This is a genomic window from Prolixibacter bellariivorans ATCC BAA-1284 (assembly GCF_000621705.1).
GTDB lineage: Bacteria > Bacteroidota > Bacteroidia > Bacteroidales > Prolixibacteraceae > Prolixibacter > Prolixibacter bellariivorans.
Genome location: NZ_JHXO01000001.1, coordinates 400369 through 416662 on the forward strand (window position 1 = coordinate 400369; position 16294 = coordinate 416662).

The window sequence follows — 16294 nt, forward strand, 5'->3', positions numbered from 1 at the left end:
TCTAATCGTATGGAGCTCGCATTTATAGAAATCATTGTTTGTTGCTACAATTGCCATGCTCGTTTCATGCAAATTAAAAAACCCGGACAAAATTGCCCGGGTTTGAAGCATATATTATGCAATTAATTTATTGACGTACGGCTGCAATTCCCGGAAGGTCTTTTCCTTCGAGGTATTCGAGAAGCGCACCACCTGCAGTTGAAATGTAGGAAACGCCATCGGCAATGCCGAATTTGTTAACAGCTGCAACGGAATCACCGCCACCTACGAGTGAGAATGCTCCCTTTTGGGTTGCTTCAACAATAGCAGCACCAATAGCTTTGGTACCTTCGGCGAATTTGTCCATTTCGAACACGCCAACGGGACCGTTCCAGAGAATGGTTTTTGAATCACCGATGACCTTATTGAATTTTTCAATGGTTTTCGGACCTACATCCAGTCCCTGCCATCCGTCTTCAATATCGTTGGCGGGAACAACCTTGGTGTTGGCCGTTTCTGCGAAAGCATCAGCTTCCAGGACATCAACGGCGAAGTGCAGTTGAACGCCTTTTGCTTCGGCTTTTTTCATTAGGTCTTTTGCCAAATCGAGGTATTCATCCTCGCAAATGGAATCACCGATTTTGCCACCCAGTGATTTCACGAAGGTGTAAGTCATTCCACCGCCAATGATGAGGTGATCGACACGCTCAAGCAGGTTTTCGATGATGGTAATTTTGGAAGAAACTTTCGAACCTCCCATGATAGCGGTGAAAGGACGCTGCGGTTCTTTCATTACTTTTTCAAGGCTCGCAACTTCGCTGCCAACCAGGAATCCGAACATTTTGTCATTCGGGAAATACTGGGCAATCACAGCGGTTGAGGCGTGTGCACGGTGAGCTGTACCAAAAGCATCGTTCACCCAGCAGTCACCCATTTCGGAGAGTTTACGGGCAAATTCAGCATCCCCTTTGGTTTCTTCGCCGTGGAAACGAAGGTTTTCCAGAATGAGTACTTCACCTGGCTGCAATGAGTCGGCTACCTTTTTGGTTTCCTCGCCAATGCAATCGGGAGCAATTTTCACGGTACGTCCGCCCAACAAATCGGAAAGGTGAGCGACCAGATGTTTGAGGGAGAACTTGTCTTCCGGTCCGTTTTTCGGACGGCCCAGGTGGGACATAATTACCGGTGAACCGCCTTTTTCAATCACTTTTTCAATGGTAGGTAACGCGGCGCGCATCCTTGTATCATCAGTAATTTCGAACTTTTCGTTCAACGGCACATTGAAGTCGACGCGAATCAACGCCTTTTTGCCGGAAAAATCGTAAGTCTCTATTGTCTGCATGTTTCGCTGTGTTAAAAATTTAGCTTCCCCAAAGATAGGAAAATCATGCTATATAACATACCTAAACCCCTTTTTTTGCGGTAGCCATTTCCCTCTTTCTGCATTGGAAGGGTTGCACAGTTTTTTTCTACCTTTGAGGGAAATTATTGTAAAACTCCGGTAGAAAATTGGAAAGGACCATTTAACTGAAAATTGCATGCAGTTTAAAGATATTATTGGACAGGCTGAGGTGAAAAGGCAACTGATACAAGAAGTTGCAGAAGATCGTATTCCGCATGCACAACTTTTAACCGGACCGGCCGGAAACGGAAAACTGGCATTGGCTTATGCCTTTGGGCAATATTTAAACTGTACTAACCGGAAAGAAGGCGATTCGTGTGGAGAGTGCAGTTCGTGCCGAAAGTTTTCGAAGTTGATTCACCCCGATTTGCATATGATTTACCCGGTGGTGAAAAATGAAAAATTTAAGGAGCCAACCAGTACGGATTACATCGATAAGTGGCGGCCGTTTTTCCTGGAAAACACCTACCCGGCATTCGATAAATGGATGAACTTGATTGCCGATGAAAATAAGCAAGGCTCCATTTATGTGTACGAAGCCCGGGAAATTATCAGGAAATTGAATCAGAAAGCGTTTGAGAGCGGCTACAAAGTGGCCATTGTTTGGTTGCCCGAGCAGATGAATGCCGAGTGTGCTAACAAGTTGCTTAAGATGATTGAGGAACCACCGTCTCGCACGGTTTTTCTTCTGGTGGCCGAAGACGAAGAGCAGATCATCAGTACCATTCGTTCGCGTTGCCAGGTGATTCGTATCCCACGTATTGGCGACCACGATTTGGAAGCGGGGCTGGCAAATCATCCGTCGATTGGTACGCAGAATCCGGCTACTGTTGCCCGGCTGGCAAGAGGCAACTTCATTTACGCATTGGAGTTACTGGAAAACGATGAACTGCGAGCCTTCAATCACGAAAATTTTACGCGGCTCATGCGTTTGGCCTATTCCCGGAAAGGGAATTCAGAGTTGTTGAAATGGACCGATGAGATTGCAAGGATTGGGCGGGTGAAACAAAAAAGTTTTCTGCAATACAGCAGTGAATATCTCCGTGAAAATTTTGTGCTCAATATAAAGGAACCTGAGTTGGTTTACATGGATGACCAGGAATCGGAGTTTTCGGCCCGTTTTGCTCCGTTTATTCACGAACGAAACGTGATTCCTTTGTTTCAGGAGTTCGAAAAGGCCTACCGGGACATCAGTATGAACGGTAATGCACGCATCATTTTTTTGGATTTGGCTCTGCAGGTTGCTATCTTCCTGCGTTCGTGAAAGCGCGAACATCCAAAATCCGGCTTTGGCGGAAGCCGATCGCGGTTTCGTGTAAATCATTATTTTTGTAGAAATTCAGTACAATCACGCCTTCCCGAAAAGGTTGAGGGCTACTAAATATATATACCCGTATGAGTTATCAGGAAAAGCTGGCACGAGGGTGCCCTTCTTCCAGTATTGGCGGTTCGAGCGCAAAGCTGGATGTTTATAATTGGTTAAAAGACGTTCCCAATATTCTCAACCCGGATGATATCGTTGAAGTCCGGTTTAAAAATACCCGTAAAGATTACTACCGAAATGTGAATGGCCTGAAGTTGAAAGAGGGCGAAGTGGTAGCCGTGGAGGCTAGTCCGGGACATGATATCGGAGTGATCTCACTGGTTGGTGATTTAGTTTTAAAGCAGATGAACCGTCACAAAGTTACTTACGTCGACGGTGAACTACGCAAAGTCTACCGAAAAGCCAAACCGGTGGATATTCAGAAATGGGAAGAGGCGATGGCGCTGGAGCACGAAACGATGCTGAAAGCCCGTAAAATTGCTGAAGATCTCCGTCTTGACATGAAGATTGGAGACGTGGAATACCAAGGCGATAAAACGAAAGCAATTTTCTATTACATCGCCGACGAGCGTGTGGATTTCCGGCAGTTGATTAAGGTGTATGCCGAAACGTTCCGTATTCGGATTGAAATGCGCCAGATTGGAGCACGTCAGGAAGCCGGAAGGATTGGCGGAATAGGTCCATGTGGACGCGAACTTTGTTGCAGCTCGTGGATTACCAACTTTGTTTCGGTAACAACAAATGCGGCTCGTTACCAGGAAATTTCGCTAAATCCGCAGAAACTGGCCGGACAGTGCGGTAAGTTGAAGTGCTGTCTGAACTATGAGCTCGATTGTTACATCGATGCACAAAAAGATTTCCCGCCGAATAACATTCCGCTGGAAACGGAGAAGGGAATTTACAACTTCCTGAAAGCCGATATCTTCAAACGGATGTATTGGTACGCACCGGCCGATAATCAACCGGGAGGACAGGTTGCCATTTCGGTGGACAAAGTGAAAGAGATTATCCGGCTGAACAAAGCAGGGAAAAAAGTTCCGCAACTGACAGCGGAACCAGTAGCCGTAGAGAAAAATGAAGTCCTCGATTACCATAAGGTAGTTGGTCAGGATAGTCTTGACAGGTTCGATACCCCCTCATCTTCTTCGCGGAATCGTAGGAAAAAGAAGAGACGGAAACCAGCGAGCCGAAGTAATAATCCATCATCAACCAATCAGAAACCTTCCGGTAATAGTCAACAAAATCATGGGAAACCGAGAAAACCGAGGAAACGTTAAATGGGTTGCCGGCCTGATGCTTCTGGTCTGGGCTGGTATACTTTATTCGTGCAGTGGTGGTGCTGTATACGATGAATATCATCAACTGACAGGGTCGAAATGGAATAAAGATTCGGTATTGAATTTTACCGTCAATATTCCCGATTCCACCACGTTGTACAATATCTATTTTAATGTTCGGAACGAAGGTTCCTATCCGTATCAGAACCTATGGCTGTTTATTAAAGTTACCCCGCCCGAAGGCGGTAAGCTGATGCAGGATACCGTGGAACTGATGCTGGCAAACGAAGCCGGAAAATGGTATGGTTCCGGAATCGGAGATTTGTACGATAAAAAATACCCGTACAAACACCAGGTTTATTTTCCAAACCCGGGCGATTATACCTTCTCGGTACGCCAAGGGATGAGAAGTAAAAACGGCATATTGAAAGGCATACACGACTTCGGTTTTCGGGTAGAAAAAGTGAATTGACAATACAAAATAGAGAAAGGGCTGAATAGGCCCTTTCTTATGAATAATAATTACACAAAGCAATCGTGGGGAAAAATAAGTTGTCGAAGTTTGCCGAGATGGAAACTTTCGAACACGTAGTGCAGGTTCCTTTCAGGGTACTGAGCGAAGAAGGCTTCGATATGAAAGGCCTGTGGAATGAGCGCTTCTTTAAGAATGAAAATCCCATTGTTTTGGAACTGGGATGTGGAAAAGGCGAATACACCGTCGGTCTGGCCCGCAGGTTTCCTGAATTTAATTTTATCGGCATCGATATTAAAGGTTCACGGATGTGGAAAGGCGCTAAAGAATCGTGGGAGGACCAGATGAAAAATGTGGGCTTTTTACGAACCAATATCGAATTATTGAACGCTTTTTTTGCTCCGGAAGAGATTGCCGAAATCTGGATTACATTCCCCGACCCGCAAATGAAAAAAGTGCGGAAGCGGTTAACATCTACGCGGTTTATGAAATCGTACCGAAGCTTCCTGAAACCCGGCGGCATTGTTCACCTGAAAACCGACAGCAATTTTATGTACCAGTACACCCGGGCGATGATTGAAGAGAATCACCTTCCGGTGGACGTGGATACGGACGATTTGTACCAATCCGGCCTGGCCAACGAAATTCTGGAGATCAGGACGTTCTACGAACAGCAGTGGCTCGACCGCGGAAAAACCATCAAATACCTTCGTTTTCACCTGAGAGAGGGAGAGCTGAAAGAACCCGACGTGGAACCGGAGCCCGATGATTACCGCAGCTTTGGAAGAAACAAACGCCGCCAAGACGACGATTAATTGAATAGCTTCTGTTATCATGTCCGACTTTAACGAAAATGTATACGATGTGGTCCGCCAAATTCCGGTGGGAAGGGTAACCAGTTACGGTGCCATTGCCCGGTTTCTGGGTTCTCCGCAGTCGTCACGCATGGTTGGTTGGGCCATGAATAATGCCCACAATCAGCAGCCGTATGTTCCGGCTCACCGGGTGGTAAATCGTCAGGGATTGTTAACTGGAAAAGTCCATTTTGGTGGACCGGATGTTATGCAGCAATTGCTGGAAAGTGAAGGCATCAAAGTGGTTGACGACCAGATTGTCGATTTTCAGAAGCATTTTTGGGACCCCATGAAAGAACTTCCGTTTGACGAAACTTTTCCCATGCCATAAACGGATAATGTTCTCCTTATTTATAACTTTGTTTTTCAATTTCAAGAAAATACTTACGATATGGCTATTGTTCCCAAGCAGATTACCGATATTCTCCGGTCGGTAAAGTTCCCGGGTTCGGAAGAGAATGTGGTGGAGCTGGATATGGTTCAGGAGATCCGGATTGCCGGTACCCGAATTAGTTTTACCCTGGTTTTTCAACGCGACAACGATCCCAATATTCAAACCGTGGCACAGGCTTGTGCCGAAGCAATTGAAGATGAGTTGGGCACGGAAGTAGAAATCAGCATTACGCCCAAGGCAATCCACCGGATGCAGGCGCCGGTTCTTCCGGGAGTAAAGAATACCATTGCCATTGCTTCTGGTAAAGGAGGTGTCGGAAAATCAACCGTGGCAGTTAACCTTGCGGTGGCGCTGGCGAAAACCGGAGCGAAAGTAGGATTGATTGACGCCGATATTTTTGGCCCGTCAATTCCCAAAATGTTCGATGAGGAAAATGCCCGGCCGACGATGACAAAAGTGGACGGTCGTGATCTGATTGTTCCGGTAGAGAAATATGGTGTGAAAATACTTTCCATCGGATTCTTCGTGAAGATGGAAGACGCACTGGTATGGCGCGGACCGATGGCTTCGAATGCGTTGAAGCAACTGTTGATTGAAGCCGATTGGGGTGAGCTGGATTATCTGCTCATCGACTTGCCTCCGGGCACGAGCGATATTCACCTGACGTTGGTACAAACGATTCCGGTAACGGCATCGGTAATTGTCACTACTCCGCAGGAAGTGGCTTTGGCTGACGTGGTGAAAGGTGTGGCGATGTTCAAGAGCAAATCGGTAGATGTACCGGTTTTGGGAATTGTCGAAAACATGTCGTGGTTTACACCGGCTGAACTTCCCGATAATAAATATTACATCTTCGGAAAAGATGGCGGTAAAGAGTTGGCCGAGCAGTTGGAGCTTCCGTTGCTGGGACAAATTCCGCTGGTAATGAGTATTCGCGAAGGTGGTGACAATGGCGTACCGGCTGCTTCGAAGGAAGATTCGGTAACCGGTCAGGCTTTCCTCGATGTGGCGAATCAGGTGATTCACCGGTTGGATCTTCGAAACAAGTTCTTCAAACCTTCACGGAAAGTGAAAACCGAAAGAAAATAACTGCACCAGCAGTCAATCAGGAGGGCACGAAAATTCGTTGCCCTCTTTTTTTGTTCGTACTTCGGCCAGATGGCTGGCTTAATTATCTTTATATCTTTGTGGCAGGGTGACGTCTTTTTGTTACTTTATCACTTGTTTCAAACGTTGGTTTTCCATTGCTAAAGGAAAAATTATTGAAGCTGAATATCCGATATATCTTTATTCTGTTTGCTGTTAGTGGATTCATGCTGGGATGTTCGACCAGTAAGAATACGGTTGTGTCGAGAGCATACAATAACCTAACCTCGCACTACAATATCTATTTCAACGCGAAAGAGAGCGTGAAATCGGGATTGGATCAGGTCGACCAGACAGTAAAGAATGAATATACACACATCCTTCCGTTGTATAAAACCAGCGAGAAGGATGCAGCCGGTGCTGCCCGTTCGACCATGGATGTGGCCATTATGAAATGCTCAAAACTCATTACGCAGCACTCCATCACAAAGAAACCACGCCGAAGAAGTAACCGTTCGGAACGGTACAAGGAATTTGCTTCAAAGACGGAATTTAATAAATGGGTCGATGATACCTACCTCTTGATGGGGCGGGCTTATTTTTATAAACACGACTACTATCGTGCCATCGAGAATTTCTCTTATGTCATCCGTAATTTCAGCAAAGAACCTATTCGGTACGAAGCTTACCTTTGGTTAGCCCGGGCTTATAACGAAGACGGACAGTTTAGCAATGCCCGCAATATTTTCGATTTGTTGCAAGGCGATCCCAACTTTCCCAAAAAGCTGCTGAAGGATTTCGAGCTGGTGCAGACCGATTATTTCATGAAGCAGGCCGAATACAAACAGGCTATTCCGCATCTGAAATCGGCATTGAACAACCGGTTTCCCCGGGAAAAGAAATTACGCTATAATTATATTCTTGCTCAGCTGTATGCCGAAACCGATCAGCAGGCCAGTGCGGTGGCGTACTACCGGAAAGTCATTAAAATGCATCCACCATACGAGATGGCGTTCAATGCGCGCATTAACCGGGCTGAAGAATATACCGGTGCCGGAAGTGCCGCCGATTTGAAGAAGCAATTGCGTCGGATGCTTCGTGACGAAAAAAACGAAGAGTTCCGCGACCGTATTTATTATGCCATGGGAAAAGTGGCGATGAAGGAGGGCATGAAGGCCGAAGCGATTGATGATTACCGGAAATCGGCAGTTTACAGCAAAGAGAATAATGACCAGCGGGCCGAAACATGCCTGACCCTGGCACGCATTTATTTCGAAGATGAAAACTATGTGTCGTCACAAAGCTATTACGATAGTGCGTTGGTCGTGATTGACAATAATTATCCCGGATACGACGAGATTTCATCGCGGGCAGCCAGTTTGGGCCGGTTGGTAACGAACCTGAATACCATTACCCGCGAAGATAGTTTGCAGCGGTTGGCTCAAATGACGACTGCCGACCGAAATGCATTGATTGATAGCTGGATTTCAAAAATTAACGAAGAGGAAGCTCGTAAACGGGAGGAAGCCAGGAACCAGCAGCTGACACAAAATTATTACCGGTATAATCAACGACGGAATACCATTCAGGGAAGCAACGATGGCTCGTGGTATTTTTACAATCCAACCACAGTAGGAATTGGGAAAGAAGAATTCCGGCGAATTTGGGGAAAACGGAAACTGGAAGATAACTGGCGGAGACTGAACAAAACCCAACTTTCGGTAAGTGAAACCGATCAAATAGCCGAAGAAACGCAAAGCGATTCGACACAGGTTACTGTACAGCGGATATCCGATCCGCGGCAGCGGGATTATTACCTGCAGGATGTTCCGTTGACCGACTCGCTGATGGCGGCTTCCAATGACCGCTTGATGCTGGCATACTACAATGCAGCGCGCATTTATCGTTCGGAGTTCAACGACTATCAGCGTTCGGTTGAGCTACTGGAACAATTGGACCAAAAATTTCCGGGAGGAAGTCTGGAACTTATGTCGTGGTTTGATTTATACCAGATCTATAAAACGCAGGAGCAAACGGCAGATGCCGCCAAATACGAGCAATTGATTGTAGCAAAATATCCGAACTCGAAATATGCGAGATTCCTGAAGGACCCGAACTATTTTGTCACGCTGGAAGCGCAACGCGACAGCATGAACCGGATGTACAGCAAGGCATTCAGTTTGTATCAGGATCGGGACTTCAAAGGAGCAACTGAAAAGGCGCGGCAGTTGCTGGCCATGCATCCCGATACGAATTTGGTGGCAAAAACCCGCTTCCTGGAAATTGTTTCGGAAGGAACGCAGCAGGCACGCAAATTGTTTGCCGATAGCCTGAAGGCTTATATTGCTGCCTATCCACATGCGGAAACTTTGCCACTTGCCAATAAGATTTATGGACTGCTGCAAGACAGCACGCTGGCTGATTATCAGAAAATGCTTGCGGAAGGGTACATTCATCAGAACATTCAGAATCCCGAAGTAGTGGACGAGGAGAATCAAAAGAACGATGAGTTCGGCGGTAAATTCTCGTACAAGGAAGATGTCTTCCATTATTTCGTCATCGTTTTCCCGCGGCAGGCGAAAGTGGATGTGAACCGTTTGATTTTCGATATTGCCAATTACGATATTGACTATTATACACAGCAGGATTTCGATATTGAGAAGGTGAACCTGAATGCGCGTTCGGAGATGGTGGTGGTGCGCAGTCTTCCGGATAAGGAAGAAGGGCTTATTTATTTCCGTTCCATCATCCGGAAACGGAAAGTTTTCGAGACGCTCAAGGGAGTTGAGTATGTCAACTTTATTGCTTCGTCGCCTAACTACCGCACGTTGCTGGCCGATCACGATTACCATGAATACCTGAAGTTCTTCATGAAGAATTATAGCCGCTATATCAGTTCCGATTTTCCACAGGATGAGTTGGCTAACCCGGAGGAGTTGCTGGCAAAAGCCCGTAAACAGGAAGAGCCGGAAGAAAAAGGCCAGTTTGTGATGGTGAAACCAACAGTCGATCCGAATCGTTATCACCGGACGGCTGATGAAGCGCACCAGTTTGTATTGATTCCTGAAAATACACAGCAGAATTTGCAGCCGTTGCAGGAATTGTTTGCAGCATTCGATTCGACCAACTATGCCGGTTTGAATCTGAAAGTCGTAAAAGGAACCGTTTCCGGGAAACCGGCATTGATAGTGACCGGGTTAACCGGTGAAACAGCGGCGCGGGATTATTTCGGCAAGGTGGTAAAAACCCGTGAATTGTTTGCTCCGTTAACCGGTGGAAACTACCGGAATTTCTACATCTCGGATACGAATTTAAAATTGCTTGAGAAGAAGAGAGACATCGATGGATATATGGATTTCTTTTCAAGGGCATATCTGGGAAGGATTCCGCAACCGAGGAAAACGGAAACGAAGCCGAAGCCGAAGCAAGAGCAGAAGGCAACCGAAACAGTGGCACCGGAAGCCAAACAGGTACCTTCGTACAATGGACCTTACGATACCAACCTGGGAGATGACAACCGGTTTATCCTGGTTTTCCAGGCCGAAGGCGTCGATGTGGCCGCACTACAGTCCGGATTTGAGAAATTCAATCAGGATAATTTTGGCTCGGATAAAATCAAAGTTCAGACTGAATCACTTGATGGTAATCGTACGATGCTTGTTGTGAGTGGTCTGGGAGGAAAGGAAAGTGCCATGATTTATTTCCGGAAGGTAATTGCCAGTCGTCCATTGTTCACTCCGTTGGATAATAGGGAGTACCGGAACTTTGTGATCAGTGCTGCCAATGAGAGAATTCTTAAGGAAAAGAAAAATCTGACCCCCTATCTTGAGTTCTTTGGTCAGTTCTACCTGAAAAACTAGATAGTTTTTTTAAATTGGGACTGCGGTAAGACAAAGACTTAATCCTGAATGTAAATATGAAGACGATCCGAATTCTCTGGGCCGACGATGAAATTGATTTGCTTAAGCCTCACTTGTTGTTTTTGGAAGGCAAAGGTTACAATGTAACGGCTGTTACCAACGGCGACGATGCCATCGAACAGGTCAACCGAAAGAACTTTGACATCATTTTCCTTGATGAGAATATGCCTGGCCTCAGTGGTTTGGAAACGCTGGCTTCTATAAAAAATATTGTCCCGGGAGTTCCTGTGGTGATGATTACAAAGAGCGAGGAAGAGGATATCATGGAGGAGGCCATCGGTGCCAAGATTTCCGATTACCTCATCAAACCCGTTAATCCCAATCAGATTTTACTTTCCATTAAGAAGAATATCGAGAAAACCGAACTGGTGACCCGAAAGACAACCTCGGCTTACCAAAGCGAGTTTGCCAGACTCGGTATGCAGATTAATGATTCGCTGACACACGAAGACTGGGTGGAGGTGTACCGGAAGCTGGTTTTTTGGGAGCTGGAACTTGAACAGTCAGACGACCATACCCTGGACGAAGTATTGTTGATGCAGAAGAGTGAAGCCAATAACGCTTTTTCCCGTTTTGTGAAAAAGAACTACATGGACTGGCTCACACAGCCAGCCGGCGAGCGTCCGTTAATATCACCCGATTTGTTCCGTCACCGCGTTTTCCCGTTACTCGATCAGGGTGAGAAAGTTTTTGTGTTGCTGATTGATAACCTCCGATACGACCAATGGCGTGTTCTGCAGCAGATTGTCCGCGAGTATTATACCACTGATGAAGAGGAGTTGTACTTCAGTATTTTGCCTACCGCGACGATGTATGCGCGGAATGCGATCTTTTCAGGATTAATGCCGTCGGAAATTGCTAAGACGTATCCGGAATTGTGGTTGAATGAGGAAGAGGAAGGCATCAAAAATCAACACGAAGAGGAACTTTTCACACGTCAGATGGCCCGTTTCGGACGAAAGGAGAAATTCAGTTTCGAGAAAATGACCAACCTGAAGTCCGGCCGGCGTGTCCTCGATAATCTTAGCAACATCATCGAAAATCCCCTTTCGGTGATGGTCATCAACTTTGTGGATATCATGTCGCATGCGCGGACTGAAATGGATATGATTCGCGAACTGGCCAACGATGAGGCGGCCTACCGATCACTGACAGAATCGTGGTTCCGTCATTCTCCGTTGCTTGAGCTGCTGAAGGAATTGGCTTCGAAGGATATTAAACTGGTCATCACAACTGACCATGGTACCATTCGGGTACACAATGCATTGAAGGTGATAGGTGAGCGTTCTACCAACACAAACCTTCGCTACAAACAGGGCCGGAACCTGAAATACAACCGAAAAGAGGTGTTTGAAATGACGAATCCGGCAGCGGGATTTTTGCCGGCCTCCAATGTGAGCTCTACATTCATTTTCGCAAGCGGAACGGATTTCTTCGCCTATCCGAACAACTACAACTATTACGTGAGTTATTACCGTGACACATTCCAGCACGGCGGAATTTCGCTTGAGGAAATGCTCGTACCTTTCGTTACGCTTTCTCCGCGCTAAGCGAAAATTACATTCGCTTACGTTCGAAGACAAGCTCGAAATAGCTGGCTGCTCCGTACCCCGACGTTGGTGGCGCAAAAATCTGAACCAGGCGCCAGCTGTCTTTGGCCATGCGGGCAATCACTTCTTGGTAATCTTCTTTGGGTTTCCGCTGAAAAGCGGTCAGTTTGATGCGGTAAAATTTGTATTCATAGCGTTCCATGAGCCGAAAGATTAGTTGTTTCGGTCCAAGGTAAAACGAATTTCCTGAAATTCCACTCGAAATTTTTCCGCTTTCGCGATGAGTTTAATAATCCGGCTCTTCTTCTTTTTTTACCAACGCTTTAGTCGATAACAATCCACAGGCAGCATAAATATCCTGTCCTCGCGAAGCGCGAATAGTTGTCAGAATGCCTTTGCTATTGAGTAAATCCTTGAACGATTGCAAGGTCTCCTCGTTACTACTTTTGAGTGGTGTATCCGGAATTGGATGGAACCGGATTAGGTTGATGCGGCATTTGATACCGTTGAGGATGCGGGCCAGCTCTTTGGCATGTGCCGGCGTATCGTTCAGTCCGCCAAACATGATGTACTCGAACGAAACGCGGCGTTGCCGTCCAAATTCCCAACTTTTGATTTCATCCAGCACTTTTTGAACCGGGTAAGCCGTTTGAATCGGCATCAGTTGTTTGCGTTCTTCATCGAAGGGAGAGTGCAGGCTAACCGCTAAGTGAGCATTGCTGGTTTCGAGGAATTTTTTCATCCCGGGAATGATGCCGATGGTGGAAACGGTAATCCGCTTCGGACTCATGGCATAGCCCCAGTCGTCCGTAAGAATTTCGATACTTTTCAGTACATTATCGAGGTTATCGAACGGCTCGCCCATGCCCATGTACACAATGTTGCTGACCTCGCCGTTTTCCTCGATGCTGCGGATCTGGTTCACAATTTCGCCAGCCGTCAGATGTCCCTGGAAGCCTTGTTTTCCGGTCATGCAGAAGAGACAGCCCATCTTGCAACCTACCTGCGACGATACGCAAACGGTTTTGCGATCATCGTCGGGAATCATAGCTGTTTCGATGAATTTTGCATGGTCGGTGGGGAACAGATATTTCTTGGTTCCGTCGATACTGGCCTGTACTTTGGTCGGTTCGGTCAGCCCAAATTCGTAATATTCTTTCAGCGCTTCCCTTCCCTTCACCGACAGGTTGGTCATCTCGTCGATGGAACGAATATCTTTCTTGTACAGCCAGTCAGCCATCTGCTTTGCCGCGAATTTGGGTAAGCCAACCTGTGCTGCTACTGCTTTCAGTTCGTCCAGGGTTTTCCCGAATAATCTTTCCTTCTCCATGCTGCTCCTCTGTTTATGCCAATGTTTCTGATTCTGCATCGGCCGCTGCAAAGATAATCATTGTACACCGCTTCCCGAACGATGCATGTAAATCGTTCATTAAAAATAGATTTCGGCGATAATGTTTCCGTAAGGAATGCCTTTCCGGATGAGTAAGTCACGGGTTTCGACCACCATTTCCGGGCTTCCGCAGAGGTAGAATTTCTCGTCTTTCGGTAAATTATCCTGGTCATCCAAAAAATGGGTCAGTCGGCCGTGGTACACATCACCACCTTTTTCCTGCGAACAGCAGCGAATGTACCGTTCATTCAATTCGGGCAGGAATTCATCTTCGAAGTAGAAGTTCTGCAGGTAACGACCGCCATGGACTACCGTTTTATTCTTGCCTAATCCCGATTTGAACATGCTGTAAAATGGAGCGATTCCCGTTCCGGATGCGACCCACCAGGCAGGTTCGTCGTTTCCGGTGAAATCGCCCATCGGTTCCGAAATTAGAATGGGAGCGCCCGGTTGCAGTTTGGCCAGGCGTGGTGTGAGCCAGCCTCCTCCTTTTACATTGAACAGGATCTTTAGCTCATCCTCTTTTTCGCCGCTGCAAATGCTGTACATGCGGGGCGGCTCGCCTTCCGGCAGACCGATTTTCACTACTTGTCCCGCTTTGAAATCATGCAGTCGGGGCAGTGAGAGGACATAAACGCCTGGTGCTATCTCGTCATTTTTCAAAAGGGCTACCTGGAATAGCTCGTCGTCGTATTTTATGTAGTCAGTTGATTTTTTCATAAAGTATATCGCGTTTGGTTGAATAAACATCTTTTCATCCGGTTGGTTCAGCGACGGAAAAAATCATCAACTTCCCGAAAACCGACTGATGCACTTTATTTTGGATAGCCTTCTCCGAATTTCCCGTTAAAAATTTCGGCAGTCGTACTAAAAAAGGTAATTTTACAACTTGAATCTCATGGAAATAACCATCGCACGATGATCCTGTCGGGAAAGGAAATTGAAAAACAGCTGAACCGGAAGATCTTTATCGATCCTTTTCGGCCCGGGCAGTTAAATCCGAATAGTTACAATCTTCGTTTGCATAACCAATTATTGGTGTACGATGAGGATGTGCTTGACATGAAGCGCCCGAACAAGGTGAGTGAGATGGAAATTCCACCGGAAGGCCTGACGCTGGAACCGAATAAACTTTATCTGGGGCGTACCCTGGAATATACCCGTACCGAGGATTACGTTCCGATGCTCGAAGGACGTTCATCTGTCGGACGACTGGGATTGTTTATTCATGTAACGGCAGGATTCGGCGATGTGGGGTTCAGTGGTTACTGGACATTGGAAATATTTTGTGTCCAGCCGGTTCGTATTTATGCGGGAGTGGAAATCTGCCAGATTTATTACCACACCATCGATGGGGAATACGAACGGTACCAAAGTGGGAAATATCAATTGAATCAGGGGATACAACCAAGTTTACTGTACAGGGATTTTGAGTGATGGGAAAGTGGCTTCGTAAAATTTTCATCTGGATTTTGAAGATTCCGGTGCATTTCTACCGGTATTTCATTTCGCCAATGACGCCGGCTTCGTGCCGTCATATTCCAACGTGTTCGGAGTATGCGATAAAGGCGTTGGAAATTCACGGGCCTATTAAAGGTTTATATTTGGGAACCCGCCGCATTTTGCATTGCCATCCCTGGGGAACACATGGTCTTGACCCGGTTCCGCCAAGAAAAATAAAAGTAAAACCTCTTAAACTGAAGTAGCATTTCTGCATGAAAAAAATTTTGATTTTACTGACCGTTGTGTCGTTCTTATTCGGTTCCTGTTCCAACCGTTCACACAAATCATCTGCGGGTGCTCAGTCAGATTCTGCCGCTGTATTTGTGAGCATCCTGCCCCTAAAATATTTTGCCCAAAAAATTATCGGCGACCGGTTTCCCGTCGAGGTAATGGTACCGCCGGGTGCCAGTCCGGCTACCTATGCACCTACTCCCCGGCAAATGCAGAAATTATCCAATGCCGCGGCTTACTTTGCCGTTGGTCATCTGGGCTTCGAAAACGCGTGGTTAAAGCGTATCCGCAAATCGAATCCCAACATGGAAGTGTTTTTCACCGATACCGGTATTGACCTGATTAAAGGCGATACACTGCAGCATGGAGATCACGCACACCACGAAGGAGTCGATCCGCATATCTGGACTTCGCCAAAACAGGCGAAACAAATTGCTATCAATATTTTCGAAGGAATGGTGGCTATCGATCCGGGAAACCGGGAATATTACTACCAGAATTTGCAGAAACTGTTTGATGAGATTGCCCGTGTTGATCACGAGGTAAGTATGAAACTGGATCTCATCAAAGGGAAGCGGTTCCTGATTTTTCACCCGTCGCTGGGCTATTTGGCGCGCGACTACGGACTGATTCAGGAATCCATCGAATTTGAAGGGAAGTCGCCATCGCCGAAGCACATGCAGGAAATTGTGGAGCAGGCCCGAAAGCAGCACATCAAGTTGATTCTAATTCAAAAGCAGTTTGACAAGGCGGACGCCGAAACCATTGCGAAAGAAATTCACGCCGATGTGGTGCAAATCGACCCGCTGGATGAGGATTGGCCGAAAGAAACACTCTCCATTGCGGCCAAGCTGTTCGACAGTCTTTGGTGAACCTCTCCCGTACAGGGTTGTTACTTCACTGTTTAATTGC

At 46.6% G+C, this 16294-nt stretch carries 15 protein-coding genes; 11 read left to right on the top strand and 4 right to left on the bottom strand.

Annotated elements, in window-relative coordinates; translation table 11 throughout:
* Positions 1-127: 127 nt before the first annotated feature.
* The gene (locus T426_RS0101740; protein ID WP_025862816.1) at positions 128-1321 is read right to left on the bottom strand and encodes a phosphoglycerate kinase; all 1194 of its coding nucleotides are present in this window, start codon (positions 1319-1321) and stop codon (positions 128-130) included.
* A 196-nt stretch (positions 1322-1517) separates the two neighbouring features.
* Between T426_RS0101740 and holB the strand changes: the two genes are divergently transcribed.
* The 8 genes from holB to porX all read left to right on the top strand — a co-directional run bounded on the left by holB (position 1518) and on the right by porX (position 12258).
* Positions 1518-2645 (top strand): DNA polymerase III subunit delta', encoded by a 1128-nt coding sequence (gene holB, locus T426_RS0101745; RefSeq protein ID WP_027585188.1) that lies wholly within the window; start codon positions 1518-1520, stop codon positions 2643-2645.
* A gap of 131 nt (positions 2646-2776) precedes the next feature.
* Positions 2777-3982 carry a PSP1 domain-containing protein gene (locus T426_RS22415; protein ID WP_025862821.1) on the top strand — a complete coding sequence of 402 codons (1206 nt, stop codon included), beginning with the start codon at positions 2777-2779 and terminating at the stop codon, positions 3980-3982.
* Positions 3951-4454 carry a gliding motility lipoprotein GldH gene (locus tag T426_RS22420; protein ID WP_051568917.1) on the top strand — a complete coding sequence of 168 codons (504 nt, stop codon included), beginning with the start codon at positions 3951-3953 and terminating at the stop codon, positions 4452-4454. Before T426_RS22415 ends, T426_RS22420 begins: the two co-directional genes overlap by 32 nt.
* Before the next feature lie 65 nt (positions 4455-4519).
* Positions 4520-5269 carry a tRNA (guanosine(46)-N7)-methyltransferase TrmB gene (trmB, locus tag T426_RS0101760; RefSeq protein ID WP_025862822.1) on the top strand — a complete coding sequence of 250 codons (750 nt, stop codon included), beginning with the start codon at positions 4520-4522 and terminating at the stop codon, positions 5267-5269.
* Positions 5270-5288: 19 nt separating this feature from the next.
* A complete protein-coding gene (locus tag T426_RS0101765) occupies positions 5289-5639 on the top strand; it encodes an MGMT family protein (protein WP_025862823.1) in 351 nt (116 codons plus the stop codon).
* A gap of 60 nt (positions 5640-5699) precedes the next feature.
* Positions 5700-6791, top strand: a complete 1092-nt coding sequence (locus tag T426_RS0101770) for an Mrp/NBP35 family ATP-binding protein (RefSeq protein ID WP_025862824.1) — start codon at positions 5700-5702, stop codon at positions 6789-6791.
* Between the two features lie 173 nt (positions 6792-6964).
* A complete protein-coding gene (gene porW, locus T426_RS0101775) occupies positions 6965-10648 on the top strand; it encodes a type IX secretion system periplasmic lipoprotein PorW/SprE (protein WP_027585190.1) in 3684 nt (1227 codons plus the stop codon).
* 56 nt (positions 10649-10704) lie between these two features.
* Positions 10705-12258 carry a T9SS response regulator signal transducer PorX gene (gene porX / locus T426_RS0101780; protein ID WP_025862827.1) on the top strand — a complete coding sequence of 518 codons (1554 nt, stop codon included), beginning with the start codon at positions 10705-10707 and terminating at the stop codon, positions 12256-12258.
* A gap of 7 nt (positions 12259-12265) precedes the next feature.
* Here porX and T426_RS0101785 read toward each other — a convergent pair whose 3' ends face one another.
* The 3 genes from T426_RS0101785 to T426_RS0101800 all read right to left on the bottom strand — a co-directional run bounded on the left by T426_RS0101785 (position 12266) and on the right by T426_RS0101800 (position 14368).
* A complete protein-coding gene (locus tag T426_RS0101785) occupies positions 12266-12460 on the bottom strand; it encodes a DUF4177 domain-containing protein (protein ID WP_025862829.1) in 195 nt (64 codons plus the stop codon).
* Between the two features lie 84 nt (positions 12461-12544).
* Positions 12545-13588, bottom strand: a complete 1044-nt coding sequence (rlmN, locus tag T426_RS0101790) for a dual-specificity RNA methyltransferase RlmN (RefSeq protein ID WP_027585191.1) — start codon at positions 13586-13588, stop codon at positions 12545-12547.
* Between the two features lie 99 nt (positions 13589-13687).
* Entirely contained in the window at positions 13688-14368 is a 681-nt protein-coding gene (locus T426_RS0101800) for a ferredoxin--NADP reductase (protein WP_051538430.1), read from the bottom strand.
* A gap of 198 nt (positions 14369-14566) precedes the next feature.
* Between T426_RS0101800 and dcd the strand changes: the two genes are divergently transcribed.
* The 3 genes from dcd to T426_RS0101815 are packed head-to-tail and all read left to right on the top strand — an operon-like array spanning position 14567 to position 16254.
* Positions 14567-15085 carry a dCTP deaminase gene (dcd, locus tag T426_RS0101805; RefSeq protein WP_027585193.1) on the top strand — a complete coding sequence of 173 codons (519 nt, stop codon included), beginning with the start codon at positions 14567-14569 and terminating at the stop codon, positions 15083-15085.
* The gene (gene yidD, locus T426_RS22425; protein ID WP_025862832.1) at positions 15085-15354 is read left to right on the top strand and encodes a membrane protein insertion efficiency factor YidD; all 270 of its coding nucleotides are present in this window, start codon (positions 15085-15087) and stop codon (positions 15352-15354) included. Before dcd ends, yidD begins: the two co-directional genes overlap by 1 nt.
* Before the next feature lie 9 nt (positions 15355-15363).
* Positions 15364-16254, top strand: coding sequence for a metal ABC transporter solute-binding protein, Zn/Mn family (locus T426_RS0101815; RefSeq protein WP_025862833.1), 891 nt, complete (start codon positions 15364-15366; stop codon positions 16252-16254).
* Positions 16255-16294 lie beyond the last annotated feature (40 nt).